Here is a 25925-nt window from a genome sequence, read left to right on the forward strand (position 1 = left end):
CCGCGCCCCGCAAATTTCAATCCCTGAATTTTTTATCATATGGCATGGTGATGATAGCCGAAGCTGTTGCCATGCCACCGAATATGAAGGCGAAGGGCGCAACGATCAGCAACCCGGCAAGCACCGGGTTGCGCGCTTTCCAGATCAAACTGCCAATGCCGCCAATGTCGAACCAGATGATGGCAAATCCGGCAAATGCGCCGATCAATGCTCCCACCAGAGCATGCAGCGCCATGAAACGCAGCATCTGTTGATGGTCCTTGCGGGCCTCCTCCGGCGTCAGTTTCGGCTTGATCATGATAGCTCCGGCTCTCCACCCCAACTCAAAGCGGCATAGTGTCGTGCTTGCGCCACGGGCCTTCCACCCGCTTGCTGCGAAGGGCGGCAAATGCCCGGGCAATGCGGCGGCGCGAAGAATGGGGCATGATCACCTCATCAATAAAGCCACGCTCGGCCGCCTTGAACGGATTGGCGAAATTGATCTCATAGTCCCGGGTTCGCCCGGCAATCTTTTCAGCATCACCCAGTTCAGAACGGTAAAGAATTTCGGTTGCCCCCTTGGCGCCCATGACGGCAATCTCAGCCGTTGGCCAGGCATAATTGATGTCAGCACCGATATGTTTGGAGGCCATCACATCATAGGCCCCGCCATAGGCCTTGCGGGTAATCAGCGTCACCATCGGCACACTTGCCTGCGCATAGGCAAATAAAAGTTTCGCGCCATGCTTGATGACACCGCCATATTCCTGAGCGGTCCCGGGTAAAAAGCCCGGTACATCCACCAGTGTCAGCAAAGGAATGTTGAAAGCATCGCAAAAGCGCACGAAACGCGCCGCCTTGCGCGAGGAATCAATATCAAGACATCCCGCCAGCACCATGGGCTGGTTGCCGACCACCCCCACTGTTTGCCCTTCAATGCGTATCAGGCCAATGATGATATTTTTGGCAAACTCTGTCTGAATTTCAAAAAAATCGCCCTCATCGGCAAGCGTCACGATCAGTTCCTTCATGTCGTAAGGTTTGGTGGCTGAATCAGGAACCAGCGTATCGAGCTTTTTGTCAATTCGCTGCGGATCATCATAAAAGGGGCGCAGCGGCGGCTTTTGGCGATTGTTGAGCGGCAGATAGTCAAACAGTTTGCGCACACCCTCCAGCGCCTCGACATCATTTTCAAAAGCGCCATCTGCAACGGAAGATTTTTGCGTATGGGTGCGCGCGCCGCCCAGCTCTTCGGCACTGACAATTTCATTGGTGACGGTTTTGACCACATCCGGGCCAGTGACGAACATGTAAGATGAATCACGCACCATGAAGATGAAGTCGGTCATGGCCGGTGAATAGACCGCACCGCCTGCGCACGGCCCCATAATCAGTGAAATCTGCGGCACCACGCCTGAAGCATCGACATTGCGTTTAAACACTTCGGCATAGCCAGCCAGCGAGGCCACACCTTCTTGAATGCGCGCGCCGCCAGAATCATTCAGCCCGATTATCGGCGCGCCATTCTTGACCGCCATATCCATGATCTTGCAGATTTTTTGCGCATGGGTTTCCGACAATGAGCCACCAAGAACGGTAAAATCCTGCGAAAACACATAGACCAGACGGCCATTGATGGTGCCCCATCCGGTGACGACACCATCACCGGCTATTTTATGGCTGGCCATGCCAAAATCGGTGGCGCGGTGCAGGACATACATGTCGAACTCTTCAAAGGAGCCTTCATCCAGAAGCACCTCAAGACGTTCACGCGCGGTCAGCTTGCCCTTGGCGTGCTGAATATCAATACGCTTCTGGCCACCGCCGAGGCGGGCCTGAGCGCGACGTTCTTCCAATTGTTCAAGAATATCACGCATCAGCTTTTCTCCCGGCCCGCATTCCGGCCTCCCCGAAACTGGTTCAGTTCCGGGGCCTCCAGTCCCCGGTCCCCGGACCCATATTCAGTCGATGTCGAAGGAAACACCTTGCGCCAGCGGCAGCGCCTTTGAATAATTGATGGTGTTGGTGGCTCGGCGCATATAGGCCTTCCACGCATCGGAGCCGCTTTCGCGTCCGCCGCCGGTTTCCTTCTCACCGCCAAATGCGCCGCCGATTTCAGCGCCCGACGTGCCAATATTGACATTGGCAATGCCGCAGTCGGACCCTTCAGGCGACAGGAAGCGCTCAGCCTCTTGCAGATCACGTGTGAAGATTGACGATGACAGGCCAGCGCCCACCGCATTGTGTGAAACAAGCACCTCGTCAAAATCCGAATATTTCATCACATAAAGGATCGGCGCAAAAGTTTCTTCCAGTACCGGCCCGGTCTGGGAAGGCATTTCGACAATGGCCGGACGCACATACCAGGCATCGGCATCACCAGTGTCAACACGCGCGCCACCCGTGACCGAACCGCCCGCCGCTTTGGCAGCATCCAGCGCCTTTTGCATGCCCTCAAATGCCTGCTTGTCGATCAGCGGCCCGATCAGCGCCTTGCCTTCCAGCGGATTGCCGACGGAAACACTTTCATAAGCCTTTTTCAGCCGTGGCACGAGCTGGTCATAAACGCTCTCATGCACAAACAAACGGCGCATCGTCGTGCAGCGCTGCCCGGCAGTTCCCATCGCGCCAAAGGCAATAGCGCGCAGCGTCATGTCAAGATCGGCGCTCGGACACACAATACCGGCATTATTGCCACCCAATTCCAGAATGGCGCGGGCAAAACGGCCAGCCAGACGTGGCCCCACCGCACGGCCCATGCGTGTGGACCCCGTGGCCGAGACCAGCGGAATTTTTGCATGATCAACCAGCGCCTCACCAACATCGGCTCCGCCAATCAGAACCTTAAGCAGCCCTTCAGGCGCATCATCACCAAAGCGCTCAGCCGCACGGGCAAAGATCGCCTCACAGGCAAGTGCTGTCAGCGGTGTTTTTTCCGAAGGCTTCCAGACAACGGAATCGCCACAAACCAGCGCCAGCGCTGCATTCCACGACCACACCGCAACGGGGAAGTTGAAGGCTGAAATAACCCCCACAGCCCCCAATGGCTGCCAGGTTTCCATCATGCGATGGCCAGGGCGCTCGGTGGCGATGGTCAAGCCATAAAGCTGGCGCGACAGGCCAACGGCAAAATCGCAAATATCGATCATTTCCTGCACTTCACCCAGTCCTTCAGACGGGATCTTGCCCACTTCGATCGACACCAGCCGGCCCAGCTCTTCCTTATGGGTGCGCAGTTCTTCGCCAAGCAGGCGCACCAGTTCACCCCGGCGCGGACCGGGCACCAGACGCCACTTTAAAAATGCCGCATGAGCCTCATCAATCGCCTTGCCAGCATCCTTGGCCGAAATCTGGCTCACCCGCGCAATCTCCTCGCCGGTCACCGGGCTGGTTACCCCCAGATCACCGCCTGAAAGAGCGCCGGGAGAAACGCCAAGTTTTGCCAGCAGCCCGGATGTTTCTTTTGCGATAGAAGTCATAAAATCACCTCAGTAAGCAGTTTATCTGTTTCAGGGCGTCACATGGATTTTCACATCATGCCCCGGATTTGCCCCAAGCTAACTGTTCCCGCTCACCTGCGCCACCCCCCACATATGCTTTGCCCCGACAACAATACGCACTTGCCATAAATGAACTTCTCCGAAACGATCTACAGTCAATATATGATTTGGAATTGACAATTCCGGTCCGTAAAAAAGAACAGCACATGATGGGGCAAAAGGCTTGATCGACGACGAACACGACGCACATAAAAGTTCGACGCTCGCCCCCTTCAGGCATGGAATCTTCCGTTCTGTGTGGCTGGCCAGCCTTGCCTCCAATTTCGGCGGCCTCATTCAAAGCGTCGGCGCAGCCTGGCTGATGACCTCCATTGCCACATCGTCAGATATGGTGGCCCTTGTTCAGGCTTCAACGGCCCTGCCCGTCATGCTGTTTTCACTGGCTTCGGGCGCTATTGCCGACAGTTTCGACCGGCGCAAAATTCTACTGGTGGCGCAAGGCTTCATGCTTGTCGTCTCCGTGCTGCTGACCATATTTGCCTATGGCGGCCTTCTCACCCCCTGGCTTTTATTGTCCTTCACCTTTCTGCTTGGCTGCGGCACCGCACTTAACAGCCCCTCCTGGCAGGCATCGGTGGGCGATATGGTGCCGCGGGAGGATCTGCCAGCAGCCGTGGCGCTGAACTCGATGGGTTTCAACCTGACCCGTAGCGTTGGCCCCGCCATTGGCGGCATCATCGTTGCCGCGGCAGGAGCAGCGGCTGCCTTTGCCGTCAACGCCGCCAGCTATATTGCGCTGATTACGGTTTTATCCCGCTGGAAGCCCGACCTGCCCGCCAGAAGACTGCCCCGCGAAACACTACGCGCAGCCATGGGGGCAGGCATTCGCTATGTCACCATGTCGCCCAATATCGGCAAGGTTCTGTTGCGCGCCTCCATCTTTGGCGCCACCAGCGGCGCCATCATGGCTTTGCTGCCGCTGGTGGCGCGTGATCTCATCAAGGGAGGCCCGCTGACCTTTGGCATCCTGCTTGGCGCATTCGGTGCGGGCGCCGTTGTCGGCGCACTGACCAGCAACCGGTTGCGCCAATTGCTGTCCAGTGAGACGATGGTGCGCTACGCCTTTCTCGGTTTCAGCATCTGCGCCTTTATCGCCGCATTCAGCTCCAATGCCTGGCTCACCGCCATCGGTTTGCTGATCGGCGGCGCCTGCTGGGTTCTGGCGCTGTCACATTTTAACATTACGGTGCAGATGTCGACACCGCGCTGGGTGGTTGGCCGGGCGCTGTCCATCTATCAGACCGCCACTTTTGGCGGCATTGCGCTGGGAAGCTGGATCTGGGGTGCGGTTGCTGAAACACATGGCGTTGACACGGCGCTGGTTGTTGCCGGTATTTCCATGCTGGCTGGCGGCGCCATCGGTTTTCTCGTGCCGCTGCCGCAGCTTGCCACCATGAATCTCGATCCTTTGAACCGCTGGACCGAACCTCTGCTTTCACTCGATCTGAAACCGCGCAGCGGCCCCATTGCGATCACCATTGAATATGTCATCAAGCAGAAGGATCTGCCCGAATTCATTGACCTGATGGCCGAGCGCCGCCGCATCCGCCGCCGTGACGGCGCCCGCAACTGGACATTGGCGCGCGATCTTGGCAATCCTGAAATCTGGATCGAATCCTACCACACGCCCACATGGCTGGAATATGTGCGCCACAACTTCCGCGCCACACATGCCGATGCTGAAATCAGCCAGCGGATTCGCGCCCTGCACAGCGGCAAGGAGCGCCCGCGCGTGCGGCGCATGATCGAGCGCCAGACCAGCCTTGAGCGAACCCTTGTGTCGCCCCGCGGCCCCATCGATCTGCATTAGAGCATGATCCTGGAAAAGTTGCAGACTTTTCAGATAAGATTATGCGTATAAACAATAACTTAGAGCCTGTCTCCTGAAACCGGGAACCAGCTTCAGGAGACAAGGTATTTGTGCCGCCCTTCAGATCACATAAGACCGCAAAGGCTCAAAACCATTGAAGGCAATGGCTGAATAAGTGGTTGTGTAAGCGCCTGTGCCTTCAATCAGCACCTCATCACCAATGGTCAGTGACAAGGGCAGCGGATAGGGGTTTTTCTCATACATGACATCGGCCGAATCACAGGTTGGCCCGGCCAGAACACAAGGCTCCACCGCATCCCCGTCACGCGGGGTCACAATCGGATAGCGGATCGCCTCATCCATGGTTTCGGCCAGCCCGCCGAATTTGCCAATGTCGAGATAGACCCAGCGCAGATTGTCATTATCGGCCTTTTTCGAGATCAGGACCACCTCGGACTTGATGACACCGGCATTGCCAACCATGCCGCGACCCGGCTCAATGATGGTCTCGGGAATGCGATTGCCGAAATGCTTCGATAAGGCTTCAAAAATCGCTTCGCCATAGGCCTGCGCCGTCGGTACGTCGCTCAGATAGCGGGTGGGAAAACCGCCGCCCATATTGACCATGCGCAAAACGATACCTTCGGCTGCGAGTGCGGCAAAAACGCTTTTGGCATCTGTCAATGCACGGTCCCATGCGGCAAGATCGGTCTGCTGCGAGCCAACATGAAATGAGACACCATAAGCATCAAGACCAAGGGCTGCGGCCCGGCGCAAGACATCGACAGCCATGGCGGGCACACAGCCAAATTTGCGTGACAAGGGCCATTCAGCGCCCTCGCCATCGGTCAGCACCCGGCAAAACACCTGCGCACCGGGGGCGGCACGGGCAATCTTTTCCACCTCTTCCACGCAATCAACTGCAAACAGGCGAATACCAAACTCATGAGCGCGCGCAATATCGCGCTCCTTCTTGATGGTGTTGCCATAGCTGATGCGGTCAGGCGTTGCCCCTGCCTCCAGCGCCATCTCGATCTCGGCCACGGACGCCGTATCAAAAGATGAGCCCAGACCGGCAAGAAGACGCAGAATTTCAGGCGCGGGATTGGCCTTTACCGCATAAAAAATACGCGATTGCGGCAATGCTTTTTCAAAGGCGTGATAATTGTCCTGCACCACCTCAAGATCCACAACAAGGCATGGGCCGTTCGGGCGTCGGGTGGCAAGGAAGTCCAGAATACGCTGGGTTGTCATCAAACAGTCTCCATCACGCCGCAGGGCGCACACAAGGGCTCGGCGTCAGGCGGGCTGCCAGCCGCGCATGAACACAAAGGACAAAACGGGAAGGGAATATGCGAGGAACCGGCCGGTGGAGACACCAGAACCTCGAAACGCCTTTCCGCGGCGGTGAGCAAAAGCCTTGCCAGTTTTGGAACAAGACTTGTGCTCGCTTTGTCTGCCTTGGCTTGGATGGAAAAATCCCAACCGCACTGCCGGCAATGAAGGTGTGCCTCTTCAGTAACCCCGATCTATGGACGATCGGCAGACACCAGAAAGGCCCGCACCGTCGTTGCTTCAAGGCGTCCTCGATCAGGTGGTTGGCCATCTGATCAACCGGGCGTGTTACTTCCCGGGTACCGTCCCGATCATTCTCGCCATTCGAGGAATCGGGGGACGCCCACAGGCACGTGCGACTTTGGGCAGCCGGGATATAGGTTCAGCGCCTGATACAATCAATCATTTTTTTCACCCATCTTGTAAAATTATCTGCGCTGAACAATTCTCTCCCCATCGTTTCAGAATTGAAGACGACAAAGCCTGTCTTGCGAACTCAAAAAAACCAGTCGCGGGATTAGAGCATCGGACCAAAAAGTGGAATCGGTTTTTGGATAATTCCGATGCTCATTCAAAGAGTTAGAGCGTCCTTTGTGCGTCCGACAGGACGCACGGCGCTCTAAGGCATAGATAAAAAGCGGGCAGCCGTTCGACACAAGGAGCCCTTCATGGACACTCTCACCCGCATGCGCGCCTTTCTCAATGTCGTGGAAGCGGAAGGATTTTCCGCCGCCGCGCGCAAGATTGGCCGCTCCAAAGCGCTGCTTTCCAAATATGTGCGTGAACTGGAAGATGATCTGGGCGCCTTGCTGCTCAACCGCACGACACGCCAGTTTTCCCTGACAGAGGCAGGCCATAGCTATTACAAACGTGCTTCCGAGATTGTGAAGGAAATCGACAACCTGGCTGATTCGGTGCGCGAATCATCTGGAGATGTGCGCGGGCGTATCAAAATTTCGGCCCCGCGTGCCTTTGCCGATGCGCCCATCGGCCAGTCGCTGATCGACTTTGCCAAGGAGCATCCTGAAATCATCCTCGAAATTCACCTCGATGACCGCTTTGTCGATATGGTCGAGGAAGGGTTCGACCTTGCCATCCGCATTTCACGGCTGGAAAGCTCATCACTGATTGCCCGCAAGCTGGCTCCCTTTTATGTGTGTATCTGCGGCACGCCTGAACTGATCGCCGCACAAGGCGCCCCCTTGCACCCGCAGGATCTGGCCACTATGCCCTGCATCATCGACACCAATGGCCGCTGGCTGTCCAACTGGCCGTTCAAGAGCGAAAGTGACACGATGATCAGCGTCACGGTTTCTGGCCCCATCGAGGTCAACAGCCCCATGGCAGCGCGGGCTGCTGCCCTGTCGGGCCTGGGTTTTGCCGGTCTGCCGGACTTTATTGCCACCCCCGAAATTAAAGCCGGCCGGCTGGTTCCGGTTTTACAAGATCATACGCTGAGCGATGGGGGGATTTTTGCAGTCTATCCACATCGCCGCTATCTGCCGACCAAAGTCCGCATCCTTGTCGACTTTCTCGCCAACTGGTTCAAAACCCGAGAAAAATCATGACGGCGCGCCCTTAATTTTGCCTGTTTCATGAGCATCCTTCACCAGACCTCCTGTCAGGGATACGAGTTTTCAATGCGGCCAAAATCAGTGCTGCTGAAAATCGGGGCGCTATTGGCGGCCTTGTTTGCAGCAACCCTTTCTGCCCGGGCACATCCCCATGTCTTTGCCGAAGCCCGGCTTGATGTCGTGTTTGAAAGCAAGCAACCGGCAATACAGGCGTTGCGCCATCTATGGCGCTTTGACGATCTGTTTTCAGCCACCGTCCTGATGGAATTTGACGCCAATGCCGATCTGAAACTGGATGATGGTGAATTGCAGGAGGTGGCCAATACAATCCACGCCTCATTGGCTGATTTTTCCTACTTTCAGTTCATCACGGTTAATGGCCAGGATATGGAAATGAACCCGCCAGCCAGCATCATGGCCAACTTCGAGAACAATCAACTGATCATCCTGTTTGAATCCGAAGCGCAAACCCCGATCACACTTGCCGGAGACATTCGCATCAGCGTCTATGACCCGACCTTCTATACGGCAATCGACTTCACGCAGGACGCCAATATGGCAGCGCCTGGCCTGCCCTCCATCTGTTCGCAGCAAGTGGTGCGTCCTGATCCCGACACAGTCCTGGCTGAAAATCAGCAAACCCTGACCGAAGCCTTTTTCAACGATCCGGCAGGCACCGATATGAGCCGGATTTTTGCCACCCGCCTTGAACTGAACTGCCCGGGGTCAGGAAATCCGTCGCCATGAAAAAAACCGCCATACGTGCAATCTTTGCCCTGCTGACAATCGCCTATGTGCTATCGCATTTTGCCACCCACGCCCATGCGCAAAGCTCGCTCGGCATCGGCGCCAACGATGCCATCGTGCCCTCAAGCGGACTGTTTTCCGGGTTGATGATGTGGATCAATCAGCATCAGCAGGCTTTTTATCGCTCGCTTTCTTCCACCATGAAAGCAATGCGTGACGAGGGCGGACAGGCATGGACGCTGGTGGGATTGTCTTTTGCCTATGGCATATTCCACGCCGCAGGACCGGGCCATGGCAAGGCCGTTATTTCTTCTTATATGCTGGCCAATGAAGTCGCATTGCGCCGCGGCGTGGCGCTGGCCTTCATCTCTGCCTTCATTCAGGCAAAAACCGCCATCATCGTCATGATGCTTGCCTATTTCGTGCTGCGCGGAACCTCCGTTTCCATGACCAATGCCGCATATTTTCTGGAAGTGACAAGCTATGTCTTTGTCACCGCACTGGGGGCATGGCTTTTGTGGAAAAAAGCCGGGCCAGTGCTACGAAAAATGCTCACACCCACACCAGCCCACAGCCTTTCAGCAGCAGGCAACAGCCACAATCACAATCATGGGCACAATCATGGCCACGATCATGAGCCCCATCACCACCATCATCATCACCATGATGGCGCGACATGCTCAAGCTGCGGCCATTCACATGCGCCCGACCCTGCCCTGCTGAGTGCTGAACATTTCGACTGGCGCTCGGCCTGGTCGGCCATTGCAGCCGTTGGTCTCAGGCCCTGTTCAGGGGCGCTGATCGTCTTGTCTTTCGCCATGCTGAACGGCTTATGGGTGGCGGGCACGCTGTCGGTTCTGGCCATGGCGCTCGGCACCGCCATCACCGTTTCCGCCCTGGCTGTGCTGGCGGTCACGGCCAAGAACTGGGCCGTGCTGCTGGCCGGTGGCGGATCGCTCGGCAACCGCATTCACGTGGCAGTCGAAATTGGTGCTGCTGCATTCATCTTTCTGGTTGGCCTGACGCTGCTGTCAGCGAGCCTGAGCCAGTAATCAGTCAGCTTTCTTCTTCTGGCTGCGGGCCCGCAGCCAGAAGAAAAGAAAGGGCGCCAGCAGCACCACACCAATGACCACAACGCCCAGAGCCGACGATATTTTGCCCACAGCCAGCATGATGGTCGGCACGAAATACAGAAATGTGCCGAAAATTGCCAAAATCAGAAAAGTGGCAATTGCCGTCTGTCTGGTTTCACGGTTCATCTCATTCCTCAGCAGGCTAGAGCATGATCCTGAAAAGTTGCAGACTTTTCAGACAAGATCATGCGTATAAACAAAGACCTAGAGCATTTTGTGAGCACAGATGCTTATATCTGGCGCAAGCACAAAGGCAGCTAAAACAAAAAATTCAGATCACCCACATTCAATGCTGGTGGGCATGTTTTGCCAGATCATGGCCGAAATGGCTGTGCTCTTCTCCGGCATGAGTGCAATGCCTGTCAACACAGGGACCAAATTCCGTCTCAACAGTGGCATGCTCCACACCATGTTTCGACCTTAACCGTGCTTTGATGGCATGAACCGCTTCCTGCATATCGGTTCCTTCCTTCAGGCAGGCATGAAGCGTGGCGATATGCTTTGTGCCATCCAGCGACCATAAATGCACATGGTGCACATCACGCACCCCGGCAATCGTGTCTTTCAGATCCGCTTCAATTGATTCCGCATCCAGTTCCTCTGGTGCGCCTTCCAGCAGAAAATGTGCCGCATCGCGCATCAAACGCCACGCCGTTGACAAGATGATCACCGCCACAAGAACCGAAAGGATCGGGTCAATCGGCGTCCAGCCTGTCAAAATAATGATCAAAGCAGCCGCAATTGCCGCCGCCGAGCCAAGCAGATCACCGATCACATGCAAGAGTGCGCCGCGCATATTCAAACTGTCGCGGTCGCCGCCATGCAGAACCCAGAAACCGATAATATTGACCACCAGCCCAAGACTTGCAATCACCAGCATTGGTGTTCCCAAAATTGGCGGCGGCTGCAAAAAACGCTGCCATGCCTCATAGATAATCCACAGCGCCACAATAAAAATGGCAATGCCATTGGTGTAGGCCACCAGCGTTTTCACGCGCGCAAAGCCATAAGACATACGCCGTGTGGCAGGTCGTTCAGCAAGGTGGAAAGCGTACCAGGCAAGGCTGAGCGCCAGTGAATCGGTCAACATGTGACCGGCATCGGCAAGCAGCGCCAGGGAATTGGTAAAAAGACCGCCCAGCGCCTCGGCAATCATGAAGCTGCCGGTCAGACAGGCGACAATCAGCACCCGGCGCTTGTCGCCCGAGCCATGGCTGTGTGCACCATGATCATGCCCGTGATGATGTGAAGGGGCCATAAACCGTACCTTTCAGGCCTGATTGTCAGCTCTGAACTCCTCCAGCCGCCTTATCTGCTGCCCTGCCACATCAAAATTGGATGGATCGAGCCACTTCATATAGGCAATTTTCAAAGCTGGCCATTCCTGATCGATGATCGAAAACCACGCCGTATCGCGATTTTTTCCCTTGATCACCATATGCTGGCGGAAAAGCCCCTCAAACCGGAATCCGAAACGTTTCGCCGCATGTTTTGACGGCTCATTGGCATTGTCGCATTTCCATTCATAGCGCCGATAGCCAAGCTCATCGAATATATAGGATGCAAACAGGAACTGGGCTTCCGTGGCTGCGACTTTGCGCGAAATCAATGGTCCCCAATAAATGTTGCCGATCTCGGCCACACCATGATTTGCATCAATGCGCATCAAGGTCTGGCGTCCGGCCACCTTGCCGCTGGCCTGATCAATGACGGCAAAAAACAACGGGTCAGAACTTGCCTGCGCTTTTTCCAGCCAGGTCTGAAAGGCAGCGCGGGACTGTGGCGGGTCATCGCCAAGCCAGGTAAAGCGTGTCCCGGCATCCGGCACCGAAGACGCCTCAAACAATTCATCGCCATGGCGGTCGGCTTCCAGCGGTTCCAGCCGCACAGTCCGGCCTGTCATGCTCTTGCGCTCAGGAGTCCGCGCTCCTGGTAGCCAGCCCTTCACTCCGCCCGTCATTTTCAGCCTCGCTGCCGTTTTATGAAACCAGCACGATAGACCTTTACCCGCGGCCGACAAAAGGCATTTTTGTTGCCATGACCGTCATGAACAGGACATTGGCGTCAAGCGGCTGACCGGCCATATAGACGACAGCCTCCGCCACCCGCTCAACATCCATCACCGCCTCGACAGCCATGCGTCCATCCGCCTGCTGAATACCTGAGGCCATGGGCGCAGCCATTTCTGTCAAGGCATTACCAATATCGATCTGCCCGCAGGCAATATTGTAGGCGCGTCCATCCAGCGCCAGCGTTTTTGTCAGGCCGGTAATGGCATGTTTGGTCGTCGTATACGGCACGGAACCGGGACGCGGCGCATGAGCGGAAATCGACCCGTTATTGATAATGCGCCCACCCATCGGGCTTTGACGGCGCATAATGCCAAAGGCCGCGCGCGCGCATAAAAACGACCCGGTCAGATTGACGCCCACCACTTGCTGCCAGCTTTCAACCGGAATTTCATCAATGGGAGCAGCTTTTGCCCCCATCCCGGCATTGTTGAACAAGAGATCAATGCGCCCAAACGTTTCAACCGTGGTTTTAAACAGTTCATCGACCTGTTCAGCCACGCTCACATCGCAAGACACGGCCAGACCTTTTGCCTGCGCATCTGTAACTTCCTGCACAGCCGCTTCCAGAGGCGCTTTGCGGCGGCCGCAAAACACCGTGTTCCAGCCAGCCCGCAACAAAGCCTGTGCAGCACATTTGCCAATGCCGGAGCCGGCCCCGGTGACGACAGCAGTTCCTTTAACCATCATGATCCGTGCTCCCTTTCGTGAAGATCAGACACAAAAAGGGCGGTCATTCACGACCGCCCCAGTTTACGGACAATACCCGGGAGGAGGAAAGCACGTCCGTTTATAGACAAATGCTGCACCCACAAGGTTAATAAAATCTTAAAAAAACCCCTACCAGGGAGAGGCAGGCGCGGGCGCAGGCGCAACAGAGGTTGCGGCAAGCGTTGCCTCAATATGGTCGATAAGCTGATCGGCAAGACCAAGACGACCGGCCAGCAGGTCCAGATAGCCACGTTCTGCGCGTGTATCGGCATCAACAGCAAGGCGCGAGGCCGTATAAAGCTCTATTTTTTGCGGTTCGGTTTTTGCCGCTTTTACCAATTCTTCCAGGCCAAGCGGCGCAGCCAGTTCGGCTTTCAAAAAATCTTCAGCCTCGGCATCCAGCCCCGACAGGCTCAGTTTTTCACTGATACGACGCTTTTCTTCCTCATCAATCGCACCATCGGCATGGGCGGCGGCAATCATGGCGCGCACCAGTGTCAGCGCAAATTCGGTTTCGCCTTGCGGCGCCTGCGAAGGGGCAAAGCCTGTGTCTTCCGGCGCAGGCAACAACACCTGTTCCTGTGCAGGTGCGGCTTCATCTGGCTGCTGACCATTCTGGTAATTTTGATAGGCTTTATAGGCAAGCCCGCCAATGGCCGCCAGACCACCGAGCTTGAGCGCTGTACCTCCCACCTTGCGGCCCGGTTCTGTGCCTAAAAGCACGGCAGCAATCGCACCTGCAGCCAGCGGATTATCCTTTGCCATCTGCACGGCCTGCCCGGCTTTATCGCGTACGCTTCCCGTCGTTCCGGGAATTTGTGAGCCAAGCAGATCATCAAGAAGTTTCTTGGGGTCGAACATGGGCGTCTCCAGCCTGACGATTTTCTGTTCAAATAACTAGGACGTCAATCCTGTCATTACAATGACACCGGATCATAGCTCCAAAAAGAAAACAATCATTCAGCTACCGATATGTTCACGCCCTTGTTTTGCCGCCAGTTCCACCTGCCGCTGGCGTTCCGCATAGCGGGCACGGTCCTCATCGCTGCGGCTGTCATGGCAATATTCACAGGCAATGCCTGCAATATATTTGGGTGAAGCACGCTCTTGTGGCGTCAGCGGATGGCGACAGGCCCGGCACAATTGCGCCTCCCCCTCTTCCAGCCCGTGGGTAACCGAAACGCGCTCGTCAAAGACGAAACACTCACCTTCCCACAGGCTGTCATCTTGCGGCACTTCCTCCAGATATTTCAAAATGCCGCCCTTGAGGTGAAAAACATCCTCAAAGCCAAGCGATTTGACAAAAGCCGTCGCCTTCTCACAGCGGATACCGCCGGTACAGAACATGGCCACCTTGCGATTTTCCAATTCGCTTTTATGGTCTTCCACCCATTGTGGAAATTCGCGAAATGTTGTGGTGCGCGGGTCAACCGCGCCCTTGAAGGTGCCCAGCGCCACTTCATAATCATTGCGCGTATCGATAAGGATCGTATCCGGGTCGGCAAGCAGTTCATTCCATTCAGAAGGCGCAACATAGGCGCCGACACTTTCCAAAGGATCGATCCCCTCAACTCCCATGGTCACGATTTCACGCTTCAGCCGCACCTTCATACGGTGAAAGGGCATGCCGGTCGCCTCACTATATTTGACCTCAAGGCCGTTCAGTTCCGGTTGCGAATCAAGGAAGGCAATCAGTTCGGCAATCGCTGTTTGTGTTCCGGCAACCGTGCCATTGATGCCCTCGCGCGCTAGAAGCAATGTGCCTTTAATGCCGCGCTCTTCACAAAAGGCGGCCAGAGGCTCACGCAATTGTTCAAAGCGCTCCAGCCGGCAAAAACGGTAAAGGGCGGCAACGTGAAAATGCAAGGGAGTGGCGTTTGTGTTCATAAGAGCGGGCGTAACGCCTCTCAAGCGTGGACACAAGATGTCTGACTGCCACAGCAGCAAGAAAGAAAAGCCTGCACTTCCAGCCCCTTCATGAAAACACGCAAGATCATGGCCATTGATTTATGCCCGATGGCAAAATTGCACTGACACTTGGTCCCGGACAGGAATTTGTCAAAAAGGGACCGGCCAATGTTTTCCGACGCCATTATAAAGCAGACACATGCCGAGGCCAAACGTGCCGGAATTGAGCCTGCCGCATTGCTTGCGGTCATGGAGGTGGAAAGCGGCGGGCGGCTTTTTGCGGTCGTCAATGGACGCAATGAACCGCTGATCCGCTTTGAGGGCCATTATTTTGACCGCCGCCTGTCTGGGGTCAAACAGATGCAGGCCCGTCAGCAAGGGCTTTCCTCGCCAGTGGCTGGCGCCATCGCCAACCCTTCCACGCAGGCAAAACGCTGGAACCTGTTGGAAAAGGCCGCCAGGATCGATGCCAATGCCGCCTATGAATCAACCTCATGGGGCGTCGGTCAGGTGATGGGTGCGCATTGGTCATGGCTGGGCTTTGCCAATGTGCAGGGTCTGGTTGGCGAAGCCCGTTCCGGCGCTGCCGGTCAGATCAGGCTGATGGTGCGCTATATCAACAAGGCCGGGCTGGTCAAACTGCTGAACACCCATGACTGGCAAGGCTTTGCCCGCAGCTATAATGGCCCGGCTTTCGCCAAAAATTCATATGATCGCAAATTGGCTGCCGCTTATGCCCGCCATGTTTCAGGAACACAACTGCCACCATCAGCCTCTGCAACCATACTACTGCGGCGCGGCGCCAAAGGTGAGGCTGTCATGGATCTTCAGCGTCAATTAAACAGACAAGGCTTTGCCTTGCAAATTGACGGGCTGTTTGGTCCAGCAACGCAAAAAGCCATACGCAGCTTTCAAAAAACCCATGGCCTTGTAATTGATGGCATTGTTGGCCCGCAAACCCGGGCAGCACTCAACAAAGCGACAGCCCCCGCCTTAAGCCGTTGGTGGGATGCCATCAAAAGCCTGTTCTGGTGAGGCCTCAACCCGGATCGGAGAAGCGGGCAACGGAAATGAAGTTGACGGCCGCACCTGTAAACTGATGTGCCTTGTCCATTTCATTACCGGCCCGGAAGCCTGTCGTATAGACTTGCGTTGGGGCGGTGCGAACCAGATTATAGGCATAGCGGGGCGCTGTCGTTTCCTGTGACGCCCTGACGACATAATCGCCTGAATTGAGCGCCCAGCGCGCCAGCTTCGGCTCGGCCGCAACCAGCACAGCCTTTGGTTCAGGCCTGGCGGCATCGGCCGTCGGGCGGGCTGATTTGCCCGTCGTCTTGACAGCAGCGGTTGATATATTTTCTGTCTCGTCAAAAGCCGGGCGCAAAGTGGGGATGGCTGCAACCACAGTGTCCTCATCATTGGCTGCTTTTTCCAGCAATGCCCTGACCTCATCATTGACTTCATCATTTGCGGCCACATCATTCGGGCGCGTACTCGGCAGAGCCGTTTCCACTTCGGCCAGCGCCAGAAGCTGCGGCGCCTCGTCAGACACGCCCGCATCCTGCGGACGCAAGCTTGGCACAGGTATGGCAGCCAAGACATCCGCCTGTGCAAAAGGCGTATTTTCAGCCTCAGCGACAAGCGCTGCCGCCTGAACCGGACTGGTGTCAGCTACACCAAATGGAACCGTGTCAGGCGTTACAGGCTGTGCAATGCCCAAATCCACCTTCGGGCGCGGTGCGGCCCCCGGCAGCGGAATGCTGCGTATGGGCAGGGCTGCAATAATCGTTTCAGGTGTTTGCGGCTCTTCCACTTGTTGAGGAATAGCTGCCCGGTTGGTCTGGTCAGGCGACAACACGGTAATGCCCGGCAAATTGCCTTGCGGGCGCGCCGCCGGTTTTTGCGCCGGTGCGGTTGCCTTCTTTGGCGTCGGGGCCGCGGCCACGGTTACATTGTTATCTTCTTCCTCATCGGCGCCGCCGCCAAACAAAGTAGCCAGCAGTCCGCCGGATTTACCTGATCTACCACCAGATGTGGTCGGGCCTGCAAGCGCAATGGCAGGCGCACCTGCTGCATTGCGCGATTTATAGGCAGCCATGGCCTGTTCATAACCCGGCAGCGGTTTGCCATCGCTTGGAATATGCAATGTCTTGCCATTGGGGAAAATGCCAGCCAGTTCCTTGCGGCTGATGCTCGGCCAATGGCGCACATTGCCGACATCCATATGGACAAAGGGCGAGCCGGAGCGCGGATAATAACCGACACCACCGCCCTGCATTTTCAGGCCAATATCGCGCAGCTTCTTCAGCGGCACGCCTGGAATGTAAAAATCCATCGCCTTGCCCAGCATATGCTGGCTTTTCTTGGCCACGCCGGAAGAGCGGCCCCGCAGCATGGAATTGGTCGCCGGTGAGCGATAGGCGCTGACGACATGGATATAATCGCGTGAACCGGAAGCGCGGTGTGCTTCCCACACCAGATCAAGCAGGCGCGGATCCATCTTGGTGGGTTCATTGCGACGCCAGTCGCGCAAAAACACATTCAGTTTTTTCAGACCCGCCTGATCATAGCGACCATTGCGCTTGAAGATGATCTCGGCCTTTTCCTTCGTATGCAGATTATGAAGCTTGAGCGTTCGCACTTCCGCCTGTGCAGCAGGCGCCAAAGCCGCGCAAAAACCCAAAGCACAAATTGCTGCCATCAGCCATCTGGCAATGCTAGCGCTCATACGCCGGGGATTTGTATACCGTTCGCTTCTGTTCAAATCAAAACGCCTTGCAGGCTGCCGTCTGTCTCTCGAATCTGAGCAAACGGAATGGATTCATCAAATCCAAATATCGATCCTAATGGTTAATCAACACTTATTGAAGTCCAATTACGGTAACACCGTGGCAAAGACAGGGCCAGAAAAGTGCAGGTCGGCACGTGGTTAACACATGATGAACGCATGATGAAGGTCAGGCCCTGTCACCTCCAGCACTATAGCCGCATCGCCTGCACTGCCATCTCGATGCTTCCCTGTTTTTTCCTATGGTACACAATGATGCAGGCTTCTAAATAAGATTTCAAAAAGCCGGTGAATGAATTACTTCGCATCAAGCTGGCCCTTGCCCCGCAGACTTTTCCTGAAAGGTTTCTCATGCCCCGTTTTCCGCACAGACAGTTTGCCGCCTCCACCACCCCCGCAGCCACCACTCCCGCATCCACCAGCCAGGGAGAGGCCGGGCTTGGCAACCTGCCGGAATGGAACCTTGCCGATCTTTATAGCGGTATCGATGCGCCCGAACTGAAACATGATCTGGAAAAAGCGGCCAGCGATGCTGTTGCCTTTGAAGAGCGCTGGAAAGGAAAACTGGCAAGCGAAGCTGCACAGGCAGGCTCTGGCGGGCTGGGTGAAGCCATGCGCGGCTATGAAGCGCTTGACGAACTGGCCGGGCGCATCGGCTCTTATGCCGGACTTTTATATGCAGGCGACACCTCCAATCCGGTGCATGCCAAATTCTATGGCGATGTGCAGCAGAAACTGACCGATATTGGCGCATATTTGCTGTTTTTCGGGCTGGAACTGAACCAGATCGATGATGCGCTGATTGAGCAGGCGCTGGCGCAAGATCCCGGCTTTGGCCACTACCGGCCATGGGTGGAAGATCTGCGCAAGGAAAAACCGTTTCAGCTTGAAGACCGGATAGAGCAGCTTTTTCTTGAAAAATCTGTCACCGGGCGCGGTGCATGGAACCGCCTGTTTGATGAAACCATGACCGGCCTGCGCTTTACGCTGGACGGGCAGGAGCTTACGCTGGAGCCGACCCTCAACCGCTTGCAGGATGCGGATGGTGAGGTACGCCGCAAGGCCGCGGAAGCGCTGGCTGACACGTTTTCACAAAATATCCGCACCTTCACCCTCATCACCAATACGCTGGCCAAGGACAAGGAAATCTCCGACCGCTGGCGCGGTTTTGACGATATTGCCGATTCCCGCCATCTGGCCAACCGGGTGGAACGTGACGTGGTGAACGCGCTGGCCAGTGCGGTGCAAACAGCCTATCCACAGCTGTCGCACCGCTATTATGCGATGAAGGCGCGCTGGCTTGGCATGGATGTGATGAACCACTGGGATCGCAACGCCCCGCTTCCCGAAACACCGCAGGCAGTGATTGGCTGGGACGAGGCCAAAGCCACGGTGCTTGATGCCTATCACGGCTTTTCACCGCAAATGGCCGATATTGCCCGCCAGTTTTTTGACCGCAACTGGATTGATGCGCCAACCCGCCCCGGCAAGTCGCCCGGCGCTTTTGCTCACCCGACGGTGCCGTCGGCCCATCCTTATGTACTGCTCAATTATATGGGCAAGCCGCGCGATGTGATGACCATGGCCCATGAGCTTGGCCATGGCGTGCATCAGGTTCTGGCTGGTGGTCAGGGAGCGCTGATGGCCGCCACGCCGCTGACACTGGCTGAAACCGCTTCCGTCTTTGGCGAGATGCTGACCTTCCGCTCGCTGCTGGAGCGCACCACCGACAAACGTGAGCGCAAGGCCATGCTTGCCCAGAAGGTGGAGGACATGATCAACACCGTGGTCCGCCAGATCGCCTTTTATGAATTTGAACGCAAGGTGCATACCGAGCGCCGCAATGGCGAGTTGACAGCCGAGCAATTGGGAAAATTCTGGATGGAGGTGCAGGCCGAGAGTCTTGGGCCAGCCATTCGCCTGCATGAAAGCTATGAAACCTTCTGGGCCTATATTCCCCATTTCATCCATTCACCCTTTTATGTCTATGCCTATGCCTTCGGCGACTGTCTGGTAAACTCGCTCTATGCCGTCTATCAAAATTCAGAGAGCGGCTTTGAGGAAAAATATTTTGACATGTTGCGCGCTGGCGGCACCAAACATCACTCGCAATTGCTCAAACCATTCGGGCTTGATGCTGCCGATCCCGGTTTCTGGCAAGGCGGTCTTGGGGTCATCGCCTCGCTGATCGACGAGCTTGAAGCCCTCGACAAGGCAGATTGAGACAGGTTTTTTTAGCGTGACCTCCGCTCCCTTCATCCTGTTTCGTGACGATTTGGCCCGGCGCGAAATGCTGTTTGCGCAGCCTGAAGACATCGTCATGCCTTTTGAAGCCGATGGGTTTGAAGATGCATGGCAGCGCCTTCAAGCCGCCCATGAAAACGGCAAATGGCTGGCAGGCTATGTCTCTTATGAGGCAGGCTATCTGCTGGAACCAAAATTGACGCCAATGCTTGCCCACAACCGGCGCGCGCCCTTGCTGTGCATCGGCATTTTTGATGCTCCGCAAGACCGCGATGTTTTTGCCTCCCCCCAAGCCGCCAGTCACGAGCCAATCCATGAGGCGCAGGCCAGTTGGTCATTTGCAGATTATGAAAAACGTTTTTTACGCCTGCACCGGCATTTGCGCGAAGGCGATTGCTATCAGGGCAATCTGACCTTCCCCATCCATGCGCAATGGTCAATTGACAAGCTGGGGTCAGGCAACAAGCAGGCCACCTTTGATGCGCTCACCGCCCGCCAGCCGGTGCGTTATGGCGCATTGGCGGCATTGGGTCCTGACCCTGTCGTGTTGTCACGCTCGCCCGAATTGTTTTTTGAAGTCGATGACGAGGGCTGGATTGAAACCCACCCGATGAAAGGCACCACCCCGCGTGGAAAAACCCCTGAACAGGACGCCCAGTTGAAAGAGTTTTTACGCAATGACGCCAAGAATCAGGCTGAAAACCGGATGATTGTCGATCTGTTGCGCAATGATATTTCGCTGATCAGTGAAGTTGGCTCGCTCAATGTACCGGAACTGTTTCGCATCGAAAGCTACCCCACGGTTCATCAGATGGTGAGCCGGGTGCGGGCAAAACTTTTGCCCGACCTGTCGCTGCGCCGCATCTTTGCCGCCCTGTTTCCCTGCGGCTCGATTACCGGCGCCCCCAAGATCAGGGCAATGGAAATCCTGCACGATCTGGAAGACGGCCATCCACGCGATGTCTATTGCGGCGCCATTGGCTGGGTCGCACCTAGTGGAAAAATGCGCTTTTCCGTTGCCATCCGCACCCTCTCGCTCTTTGCCAGCGGTGAGGCCATCTACAATGTCGGCGGCGGCGTGGTATTTGATTCCACCGCTGAGGAGGAATATCGCGAATGTCTGCTGAAAGCCCGCTTTGCAACCGGAACGCTTCCCGCTTCCAGCTAATCGAGACATTGCGCTGGCAGCCGCAAAGCGGCTTTCTGCGGCTGGACCGGCATCTGGCACGTCTTGCACTTTCGGCAAAAGAGCTGGGTTTTGCCTGTGACACCAACAAGGCCGCACAGGCTCTGGAACAAGCAATTGTCAACAAAAACACGCCGCAGCGCATGCGGCTGCTGCTTGGCCCTGACGGGCAGGTCGAGGCAAGCGCCCAGCCTTTTCAGCCACTGGCTCACAACACAATCTGGACCCTGAAACTGGCCAAAACGCAGCTTTCTTCGCAAAATCCCCTGATACGCCATAAAACAACGCAACGCGCGCTTTATGAACGCGCCCGCGCCGAATATGCGCCTGCGCAAGCCGATGAAGTCCTGTTGCAAAATGAACGCGGCCAGATATGCGAAGGCACGATTACCAGCCTGTTTGTCGATATGGGCAATGCGGTTTTAACCACGCCGCCGCTAGCCTGCGGGGTATTGGCCGGTGTGTTGCGCGGCGAATTGATTGCACAAGGCCGTGCCGTGGAAGGCATTGTCACACCAGAAAGCCTGCAAATGGCGCAAAAAATCTTTGTTGGAAATTCTTTGCGCGGCCTTATTCGCGCCTGCTTGTCTTTGCGATAATACATGCACCATACTCATCTGTGTCTTGCAATCGTGAAAAAATCGCGCAATTGACAAGAGAGCCGAGGAGACGTGCGACATGAACAATCCCCGTAAAATCATGACAGCAGCCTTTATTGTGGCTGTATCTGGCGCGCTTGCTGCCTGCACATCGAGCCCGCCTCCCCCTTCCGGTGGCGGCAGCTTTACGCGCAGCGGCGTTGAAGGGGCATGGATTGACGCACAAGGCACCGGCCTTTCCACCTTCAGCAACGGCACATTCCAGACTGTCGCCACCGATACCGGGCAAAAGCTCTCCGATGGCAGCTATCATATGACCGGCCCGACCTCGGTCGAGATCAATGGCACCTCACTGATCCGCCAGACCCCGATCAGCTTCAATTGCCTGATGGTCTCCACCAGCCAGTTGAACTGCACCAGCGTCACCGGCCAGAATTTCGTACTGACCCGCAGAGCCTGATCCATTTTGAAAAAATATGAGGCAGGTGCGGCTTCACGCAGCATTGCATCCTTTTTGCAGGACGCTAGTTTCTGCGGTTCGTAAAGAAGGCGAACTGCATGACCCATAGCGACCAGACCGAAACCACGGCCACCACCCGCACTGCCAAAGTGGGCGTCATGCTCATCAATCTGGGCACCCCGGATGGCACTGGCTACAAGCCCATGTGGCGCTATTTGCAGGAATTTCTGTCTGATCCGCGCATTGTCGAGATGAGCAGATTTCTCTGGTATCCGATCCTTTATGGCCTGGTGCTGACCTTGCGGCCCAAAAAGGTTGGCGAAAACTATGCCCGCATCTGGAATCGCGAACGCAATGAATCGCCTCTGCGCACCTTCACCCGCGCTCAGGGTGACAGACTGGGCGCGGCCTTGCGCGATCTGGGCAATGTCAATGTTGACTGGGCCATGCGCTATGGCAACCCTTCAACCGCCAGCGTGGCCAAAAAACTGGTTGATCGCGGCTGCGACCGCATCCTGTCCTTTCCGCTTTATCCGCAATATTCGGCAACCACCACGGCAACCGCCAATGACCAGTTGTTTCGCGCCCTGATGAAGATGCGCCGTGCACCGGCCATCCGCAGCGTGCCGCCCTATTATGATGAGCCGCTTTATATCGAGGCGCTGGCCAACTCGATCCGCAATCATCTGGCGACACTTGATTTTGAACCGGAAGTCGTTCTGGCCTCCTATCACGGCATTCCCAAAGCCTTTTCCGACAAGGGCGACCCCTATCGCCTCCATTGCCTTGAAACCACGCGGCTGGTGCGTGAAAAACTCGGCTGGAGCGAAGACAGGCTCATCACCACATTCCAGTCACGCTTTGGCGCACAGGAATGGTTGCAGCCCTATACGGACGCAACCGTCAAAAAGCTGGCTGGCGAAGGCGTCAAGCGCATTGCCGTGCTCAATCCGGGCTTTGTCTCGGACTGCATCGAAACACTGGATGAGATCGGGCGCGAGGTTTGCGAGGATTTCACCCATGCCGGTGGCGAAAAATTCAGCCATATTCCCTGCCTGAACGACAGTCCTGACGGCATGAAAATCATCGAAACACTGGTGCGACGCGAACTGGCTGGCTGGGCCTGAGAAAATTTTCCTTCGCCTGCCACTTCAGGCCAATCGCTTGAAGCCCATCACTCCACATTGTCACGACCCTTAAATACCCTTAAGGGTTAGCAAGGGGCGTGGCAATGTGATTGAGGAAGACCTGAATGTTTGCAGGATTTGATATTGTGATCTTGGTGCTGGCAGCTCTTGTGCTGCTGGTTTTGTTTGCCGGCATCAAGACCGTTCCGCAGGGCTTTAATTTCACTGTCGAGCGCTTTGGTCGCTATACGCGCACCCTGCTTCCCGGCCTTAACCTGATCATCCCCTTCATCGACCGCATTGGCGCAAAGATGAACATGATGGAGCAGGTGCTGGATGTGCCCACCCAGGAAATCATCACCCGCGACAACGCCATCGTTGCCGTCGATGGTGTTGCCTTCTATCAGATCCTGAGCGCCCCACAGGCCGCCTATCAGGTTTCTGGTCTGCAAAACGCCATTTTAAACCTGACCATGACCAATATCCGCACCGTCATGGGGTCCATGGACCTCGACGAGCTTTTGTCCAACCGCGATACGATCAATGAACGCCTGCTGCGCGTCGTTGACGAGGCGGCACATTCCTGGGGCATCAAGGTCACCCGTGTCGAGATCAAGGACATCAATCCGCCTGCCAATCTGGTTGAATCCATGGCCCGCCAGATGATGGCCGAGCGCGACAAGCGCGCCCAGATTCTGACCGCCGAAGGGCTCAAGCAATCCCAGATTCTGGAGGCTGAAGGGCGGCGTGAAGCTGCTTTCCGGGACGCGGAAGCGCGCGAACGTGCAGCTGAGGCTGAAGCGCGCGCCACTCAGGTGGTCTCAGACGCCATCTCGCAAGGCGACCTTCAGGCGCTGAATTATTTTGTTGCCCAAAAATACACCGAGGCACTGGCGCAAATCGGCTCCGCCACCAATTCCAAAGTGGTGCTGATGCCGATGGAGGCGTCCTCGCTGATCGGCACGCTGGGCGGTATTGGCGCCATCAGCAAAGAGCTTTTTGGCAATGGCAGTGGTGGTGGCGGTAGCGCCGCCAGCACCGTGCCACGCCAGCCGGCGGCGCGCCCGCCGGTGATGCGCTCAACCGACAACTGAGCGAAAAACCATGATTGCGCGCCTCATTCTTGAATTCGGGCCATGGAGCTGGGTAACATTTGCCCTCATCCTGCTCGGCCTCGAAATCATCATGCCCGGCGTTTATCTGTTGTGGATCGGCATTGCCGCCCTCATCATCGGGGCATTGTCACTGCTGCTTTGGGAAAGTGCCTTCTGGGTCTGGCAGGTCCAGGTGCTTTGCTTCCTGTTCCTGTCACTGGCTTGCGCCTATTTCGGCAAAAAGATCGCCATGGCGCGACAGCAAAACACCGACCAGCCGCTGCTCAACCGGCGCAGTGAGCAGATGATTGGCCGCACCGCAACATTAAATGAGCCGATCCAGAACGGGCGCGGGCGCATCCAGCTTGGCGACACGCTATGGCGGGTCACCGGCCCCGATCTGCCTGCTGGAACACGTGTCCGGGTAACAGGTGTTGCCAGCACCGCTCTGGAACTGACGGTGGAAGCGCTATTGGATTAAGCCGCCCCCACCCGCAGCAGATCATGAAAATGCACAATGCCAACCGGGCGGCCTTCTTCGGCAACCACCAAAGCACTGATGGCGTGCTGATTAAGCAGTGCAACAGCCGCACCGGCAAACATATCCGGTTCGATTGTCTTGGGCGCGCGTGACATCACGTCATCCACCACGGTTTCGGCAAGATTGCGGTGCAGATTGCGGGCAAGATCGCCATCGGTGATGATGCCCTGCAGCTTGCCGTCATCGCCCACCACGCAGACACAACCGACACGCTTGCGCGCCAGCATGGCAACGGCTTCCGGCATTTTGGTGCCGGGGCAAACAATTGGAATCTGGTCGCCCACCCGCATGATTTCGGCTACGCGCATCAGATTTGCGCCAAGCTGGCCACCCGGATGGAAGGTGTGAAAATGTTCCGGCGTAAAGCCGCGCGTTTCCAGAAGAGCAATGGCCAGCGCATCGCCAATGACAAGCTGCAACAATGTCGAGGTGGTCGGCGCAAGCCCATGCGGGCAGGCTTCCTGCACCCGCGGCAACAATAAAACCACTTGCGAGGCCCGTGCCAACGCAGAATTTTCACCGGACGTAATGGAAATCAAGGGAATCAAAAAACGGCTGGCATAGGCAATAATGCCCTTCAATTCCGCCGTCTCCCCCGACCATGAAAGCGCAATGATAGCATCATCAGGCGCAATCATGCCCAGATCACCATGATTGGCTTCTGAAGGATGAACGAAGAAAGCCGGTGTTCCGGTTGAGGCCAGCGTTGCCGCAATCTTGGAGCCGATATGGCCGCTTTTTCCAACGCCGGTGACAATCACCCGCCCCTTGATGGCGGTAATCATATCCACCGCTTCACGAAACGGCGTTGCCAGCCCGTTTTGTAAAGCGCTGGCCAGAGCATTCAGCCCATCCTGCCCGGTTGTGAGGGTTCTAAGCGCCGATTCTAGAATGGCGCGCTGATGATCAGATGTATTCATGAGCCTGCGATTAGCGCGTCAGGCTTCTCCTGTCCAATAATTTGCGCTTTTTTATAGCCAGAAACGCCATTTCAACCCTCCATTAACCATCCCCGTTTACGGTTCGGTAAGCATGGCGCGCTTGCGCCTTCGAGGTCGTG

The 25925-nt window shown here is 56.2% G+C and carries 24 protein-coding genes; 12 read left to right on the forward strand and 12 right to left on the reverse strand.

What is annotated here, in order from left to right:
* Positions 1 to 16: 16 nt before the first annotated feature.
* The 3 genes from ACFPLB_RS09160 to amaB form a co-directional block, all read right to left on the reverse strand.
* Positions 17 to 298 carry a hypothetical protein gene (locus tag ACFPLB_RS09160; protein ID WP_378229046.1) on the reverse strand — a complete coding sequence of 94 codons (282 nt, stop codon included), beginning with the start codon at positions 296 to 298 and terminating at the stop codon, positions 17 to 19.
* Positions 299 to 323: 25 nt separating this feature from the next.
* The gene (locus ACFPLB_RS09165; protein WP_378229047.1) at positions 324 to 1856 is read right to left on the reverse strand and encodes an acyl-CoA carboxylase subunit beta; all 1533 of its coding nucleotides are present in this window, start codon (positions 1854 to 1856) and stop codon (positions 324 to 326) included.
* Positions 1857 to 1940: 84 nt separating this feature from the next.
* Positions 1941 to 3458, reverse strand: a complete 1518-nt coding sequence (amaB, locus tag ACFPLB_RS09170) for an L-piperidine-6-carboxylate dehydrogenase (RefSeq protein WP_378229048.1) — start codon at positions 3456 to 3458, stop codon at positions 1941 to 1943.
* A 244-nt stretch (positions 3459 to 3702) separates the two neighbouring features.
* Here amaB and ACFPLB_RS09175 point away from each other — a divergent pair, with 244 nt between their 5' ends.
* Complete coding sequence (locus ACFPLB_RS09175) at positions 3703 to 5349, forward strand: MFS transporter (RefSeq protein ID WP_378229049.1); 1647 nt, start codon at positions 3703 to 3705, stop codon at positions 5347 to 5349.
* A 120-nt stretch (positions 5350 to 5469) separates the two neighbouring features.
* Here ACFPLB_RS09175 and odc2 read toward each other — a convergent pair whose 3' ends face one another.
* Entirely contained in the window at positions 5470 to 6603 is a 1134-nt protein-coding gene (gene odc2, locus ACFPLB_RS09180; protein ID WP_378229050.1) for an ornithine/lysine decarboxylase, read from the reverse strand.
* Between the two features lie 749 nt (positions 6604 to 7352).
* On the opposite strand from odc2, the gene ACFPLB_RS09185 reads away from it, so the two are divergent.
* The 3 genes from ACFPLB_RS09185 (at position 7353) to ACFPLB_RS09195 (ending at position 10057) form a co-directional block, all read left to right on the forward strand.
* Positions 7353 to 8252 carry a LysR family transcriptional regulator gene (locus ACFPLB_RS09185; protein WP_378229051.1) on the forward strand — a complete coding sequence of 300 codons (900 nt, stop codon included), beginning with the start codon at positions 7353 to 7355 and terminating at the stop codon, positions 8250 to 8252.
* 72 nt (positions 8253 to 8324) lie between these two features.
* A complete protein-coding gene (locus ACFPLB_RS09190; RefSeq protein WP_378229215.1) occupies positions 8325 to 9005 on the forward strand; it encodes a DUF1007 family protein in 681 nt (226 codons plus the stop codon).
* The gene (locus ACFPLB_RS09195; protein ID WP_378229052.1) at positions 9002 to 10057 is read left to right on the forward strand and encodes a nickel/cobalt transporter; all 1056 of its coding nucleotides are present in this window, start codon (positions 9002 to 9004) and stop codon (positions 10055 to 10057) included. The genes ACFPLB_RS09190 and ACFPLB_RS09195 overlap by 4 nt, the downstream gene beginning before the upstream one ends.
* Here the strand turns inward: ACFPLB_RS09195 and ACFPLB_RS09200 are convergent, their stop codons facing one another.
* The 6 genes from ACFPLB_RS09200 to trhO form a co-directional block, all read right to left on the reverse strand.
* The gene (locus tag ACFPLB_RS09200) at positions 10058 to 10264 is read right to left on the reverse strand and encodes a hypothetical protein (RefSeq protein WP_378229053.1); all 207 of its coding nucleotides are present in this window, start codon (positions 10262 to 10264) and stop codon (positions 10058 to 10060) included.
* Positions 10265 to 10424: 160 nt separating this feature from the next.
* Positions 10425 to 11396 (reverse strand): cation diffusion facilitator family transporter, encoded by a 972-nt coding sequence (locus ACFPLB_RS09205; protein ID WP_378229054.1) that lies wholly within the window; start codon positions 11394 to 11396, stop codon positions 10425 to 10427.
* Between the two features lie 12 nt (positions 11397 to 11408).
* Entirely contained in the window at positions 11409 to 12098 is a 690-nt protein-coding gene (locus tag ACFPLB_RS09210) for a GNAT family N-acetyltransferase (protein ID WP_378229055.1), read from the reverse strand.
* A 43-nt stretch (positions 12099 to 12141) separates the two neighbouring features.
* Positions 12142 to 12894, reverse strand: a complete 753-nt coding sequence (locus tag ACFPLB_RS09215; protein WP_378229216.1) for an SDR family oxidoreductase — start codon at positions 12892 to 12894, stop codon at positions 12142 to 12144.
* Positions 12895 to 13047: 153 nt separating this feature from the next.
* Complete coding sequence (locus tag ACFPLB_RS09220; protein WP_378229056.1) at positions 13048 to 13779, reverse strand: tellurite resistance TerB family protein; 732 nt, start codon at positions 13777 to 13779, stop codon at positions 13048 to 13050.
* A 99-nt stretch (positions 13780 to 13878) separates the two neighbouring features.
* Positions 13879 to 14805, reverse strand: a complete 927-nt coding sequence (gene trhO / locus ACFPLB_RS09225) for an oxygen-dependent tRNA uridine(34) hydroxylase TrhO (RefSeq protein ID WP_378229057.1) — start codon at positions 14803 to 14805, stop codon at positions 13879 to 13881.
* 189 nt (positions 14806 to 14994) lie between these two features.
* Between trhO and ACFPLB_RS09230 the strand changes: the two genes are divergently transcribed.
* Positions 14995 to 15861, forward strand: coding sequence for an N-acetylmuramidase domain-containing protein (locus ACFPLB_RS09230; RefSeq protein WP_378229058.1), 867 nt, complete (start codon positions 14995 to 14997; stop codon positions 15859 to 15861).
* A 4-nt stretch (positions 15862 to 15865) separates the two neighbouring features.
* On the opposite strand, the gene mepK is transcribed toward ACFPLB_RS09230, so the two are convergent.
* Positions 15866 to 17554 (reverse strand): peptidoglycan L,D-endopeptidase MepK, encoded by a 1689-nt coding sequence (gene mepK / locus ACFPLB_RS09235; RefSeq protein WP_378229059.1) that lies wholly within the window; start codon positions 17552 to 17554, stop codon positions 15866 to 15868.
* Between the two features lie 411 nt (positions 17555 to 17965).
* On the opposite strand from mepK, the gene ACFPLB_RS09240 reads away from it, so the two are divergent.
* The 7 genes from ACFPLB_RS09240 (at position 17966) to ACFPLB_RS09270 (ending at position 24805) form a co-directional block, all read left to right on the forward strand.
* Positions 17966 to 19837, forward strand: a complete 1872-nt coding sequence (locus ACFPLB_RS09240) for a M3 family oligoendopeptidase (protein ID WP_378229217.1) — start codon at positions 17966 to 17968, stop codon at positions 19835 to 19837.
* Positions 19838 to 19904: 67 nt separating this feature from the next.
* Positions 19905 to 21026: an aminodeoxychorismate synthase component I gene (locus tag ACFPLB_RS09245; protein ID WP_378229218.1), complete on the forward strand. Its 1122-nt coding sequence runs from the start codon at positions 19905 to 19907 to the stop codon at positions 21024 to 21026.
* Positions 20975 to 21643, forward strand: coding sequence for an aminotransferase class IV family protein (locus tag ACFPLB_RS09250; RefSeq protein WP_378229060.1), 669 nt, complete (start codon positions 20975 to 20977; stop codon positions 21641 to 21643). The genes ACFPLB_RS09245 and ACFPLB_RS09250 overlap by 52 nt, the downstream gene beginning before the upstream one ends.
* Positions 21644 to 21722: 79 nt before the next feature.
* A complete protein-coding gene (gene omp10 / locus ACFPLB_RS09255; protein WP_378229061.1) occupies positions 21723 to 22103 on the forward strand; it encodes an outer membrane lipoprotein Omp10 in 381 nt (126 codons plus the stop codon).
* 98 nt (positions 22104 to 22201) lie between these two features.
* The gene (hemH, locus tag ACFPLB_RS09260) at positions 22202 to 23230 is read left to right on the forward strand and encodes a ferrochelatase (RefSeq protein WP_378229062.1); all 1029 of its coding nucleotides are present in this window, start codon (positions 22202 to 22204) and stop codon (positions 23228 to 23230) included.
* A gap of 125 nt (positions 23231 to 23355) precedes the next feature.
* Complete coding sequence (locus tag ACFPLB_RS09265) at positions 23356 to 24324, forward strand: SPFH domain-containing protein (RefSeq protein ID WP_378229063.1); 969 nt, start codon at positions 23356 to 23358, stop codon at positions 24322 to 24324.
* Between the two features lie 10 nt (positions 24325 to 24334).
* On the forward strand, positions 24335 to 24805 hold the full coding sequence (locus ACFPLB_RS09270) for an NfeD family protein (RefSeq protein ID WP_378229064.1): 471 nt from the start codon (positions 24335 to 24337) through the stop codon (positions 24803 to 24805).
* Here ACFPLB_RS09270 and ACFPLB_RS09275 read toward each other — a convergent pair.
* Positions 24802 to 25785 (reverse strand): KpsF/GutQ family sugar-phosphate isomerase, encoded by a 984-nt coding sequence (locus ACFPLB_RS09275; protein ID WP_378229065.1) that lies wholly within the window; start codon positions 25783 to 25785, stop codon positions 24802 to 24804. The genes ACFPLB_RS09270 and ACFPLB_RS09275 overlap by 4 nt on opposite strands.
* Between the last annotated feature and the right edge of the window lie 140 nt (positions 25786 to 25925).

Source organism: Aquamicrobium segne (assembly GCF_042656785.1).
GTDB classification, from domain to species: Bacteria; Pseudomonadota; Alphaproteobacteria; order Rhizobiales; family Rhizobiaceae; genus Mesorhizobium; species Mesorhizobium segne.

Coding starts and splice junctions, on each gene's coding strand:
- ACFPLB_RS09270 (WP_378229064.1), top strand. CDS start 24,335: ATGATTGCGCGCCTCATTCTTGAATTCGGGCCATGGAGCTGGGTAACA.
- ACFPLB_RS09185 (WP_378229051.1), top strand. CDS start 7,353: ATGGACACTCTCACCCGCATGCGCGCCTTTCTCAATGTCGTGGAAGCG.
- ACFPLB_RS09230 (WP_378229058.1), top strand. CDS start 14,995: ATGTTTTCCGACGCCATTATAAAGCAGACACATGCCGAGGCCAAACGT.
- ACFPLB_RS09195 (WP_378229052.1), top strand. CDS start 9,002: ATGAAAAAAACCGCCATACGTGCAATCTTTGCCCTGCTGACAATCGCC.
- odc2 (WP_378229050.1), bottom strand. CDS start 6,603: ATGACAACCCAGCGTATTCTGGACTTCCTTGCCACCCGACGCCCGAAC.
- amaB (WP_378229048.1), bottom strand. CDS start 3,458: ATGACTTCTATCGCAAAAGAAACATCCGGGCTGCTGGCAAAACTTGGC.
- ACFPLB_RS09275 (WP_378229065.1), bottom strand. CDS start 25,785: ATGAATACATCTGATCATCAGCGCGCCATTCTAGAATCGGCGCTTAGA.
- ACFPLB_RS09220 (WP_378229056.1), bottom strand. CDS start 13,779: ATGTTCGACCCCAAGAAACTTCTTGATGATCTGCTTGGCTCACAAATT.
- ACFPLB_RS09240 (WP_378229217.1), top strand. CDS start 17,966: ATGCCCCGTTTTCCGCACAGACAGTTTGCCGCCTCCACCACCCCCGCA.
- ACFPLB_RS09210 (WP_378229055.1), bottom strand. CDS start 12,098: ATGACGGGCGGAGTGAAGGGCTGGCTACCAGGAGCGCGGACTCCTGAG.
- omp10 (WP_378229061.1), top strand. CDS start 21,723: ATGAACAATCCCCGTAAAATCATGACAGCAGCCTTTATTGTGGCTGTA.
- hemH (WP_378229062.1), top strand. CDS start 22,202: ATGACCCATAGCGACCAGACCGAAACCACGGCCACCACCCGCACTGCC.
- ACFPLB_RS09245 (WP_378229218.1), top strand. CDS start 19,905: ATGCTGTTTGCGCAGCCTGAAGACATCGTCATGCCTTTTGAAGCCGAT.
- ACFPLB_RS09250 (WP_378229060.1), top strand. CDS start 20,975: ATGTCTGCTGAAAGCCCGCTTTGCAACCGGAACGCTTCCCGCTTCCAG.
- ACFPLB_RS09200 (WP_378229053.1), bottom strand. CDS start 10,264: ATGAACCGTGAAACCAGACAGACGGCAATTGCCACTTTTCTGATTTTG.
- ACFPLB_RS09205 (WP_378229054.1), bottom strand. CDS start 11,396: ATGGCCCCTTCACATCATCACGGGCATGATCATGGTGCACACAGCCAT.
- trhO (WP_378229057.1), bottom strand. CDS start 14,805: ATGAACACAAACGCCACTCCCTTGCATTTTCACGTTGCCGCCCTTTAC.
- ACFPLB_RS09265 (WP_378229063.1), top strand. CDS start 23,356: ATGTTTGCAGGATTTGATATTGTGATCTTGGTGCTGGCAGCTCTTGTG.
- mepK (WP_378229059.1), bottom strand. CDS start 17,554: ATGAGCGCTAGCATTGCCAGATGGCTGATGGCAGCAATTTGTGCTTTG.
- ACFPLB_RS09160 (WP_378229046.1), bottom strand. CDS start 298: ATGATCAAGCCGAAACTGACGCCGGAGGAGGCCCGCAAGGACCATCAA.
- ACFPLB_RS09215 (WP_378229216.1), bottom strand. CDS start 12,894: ATGGTTAAAGGAACTGCTGTCGTCACCGGGGCCGGCTCCGGCATTGGC.
- ACFPLB_RS09165 (WP_378229047.1), bottom strand. CDS start 1,856: ATGCGTGATATTCTTGAACAATTGGAAGAACGTCGCGCTCAGGCCCGC.
- ACFPLB_RS09190 (WP_378229215.1), top strand. CDS start 8,325: ATGCGGCCAAAATCAGTGCTGCTGAAAATCGGGGCGCTATTGGCGGCC.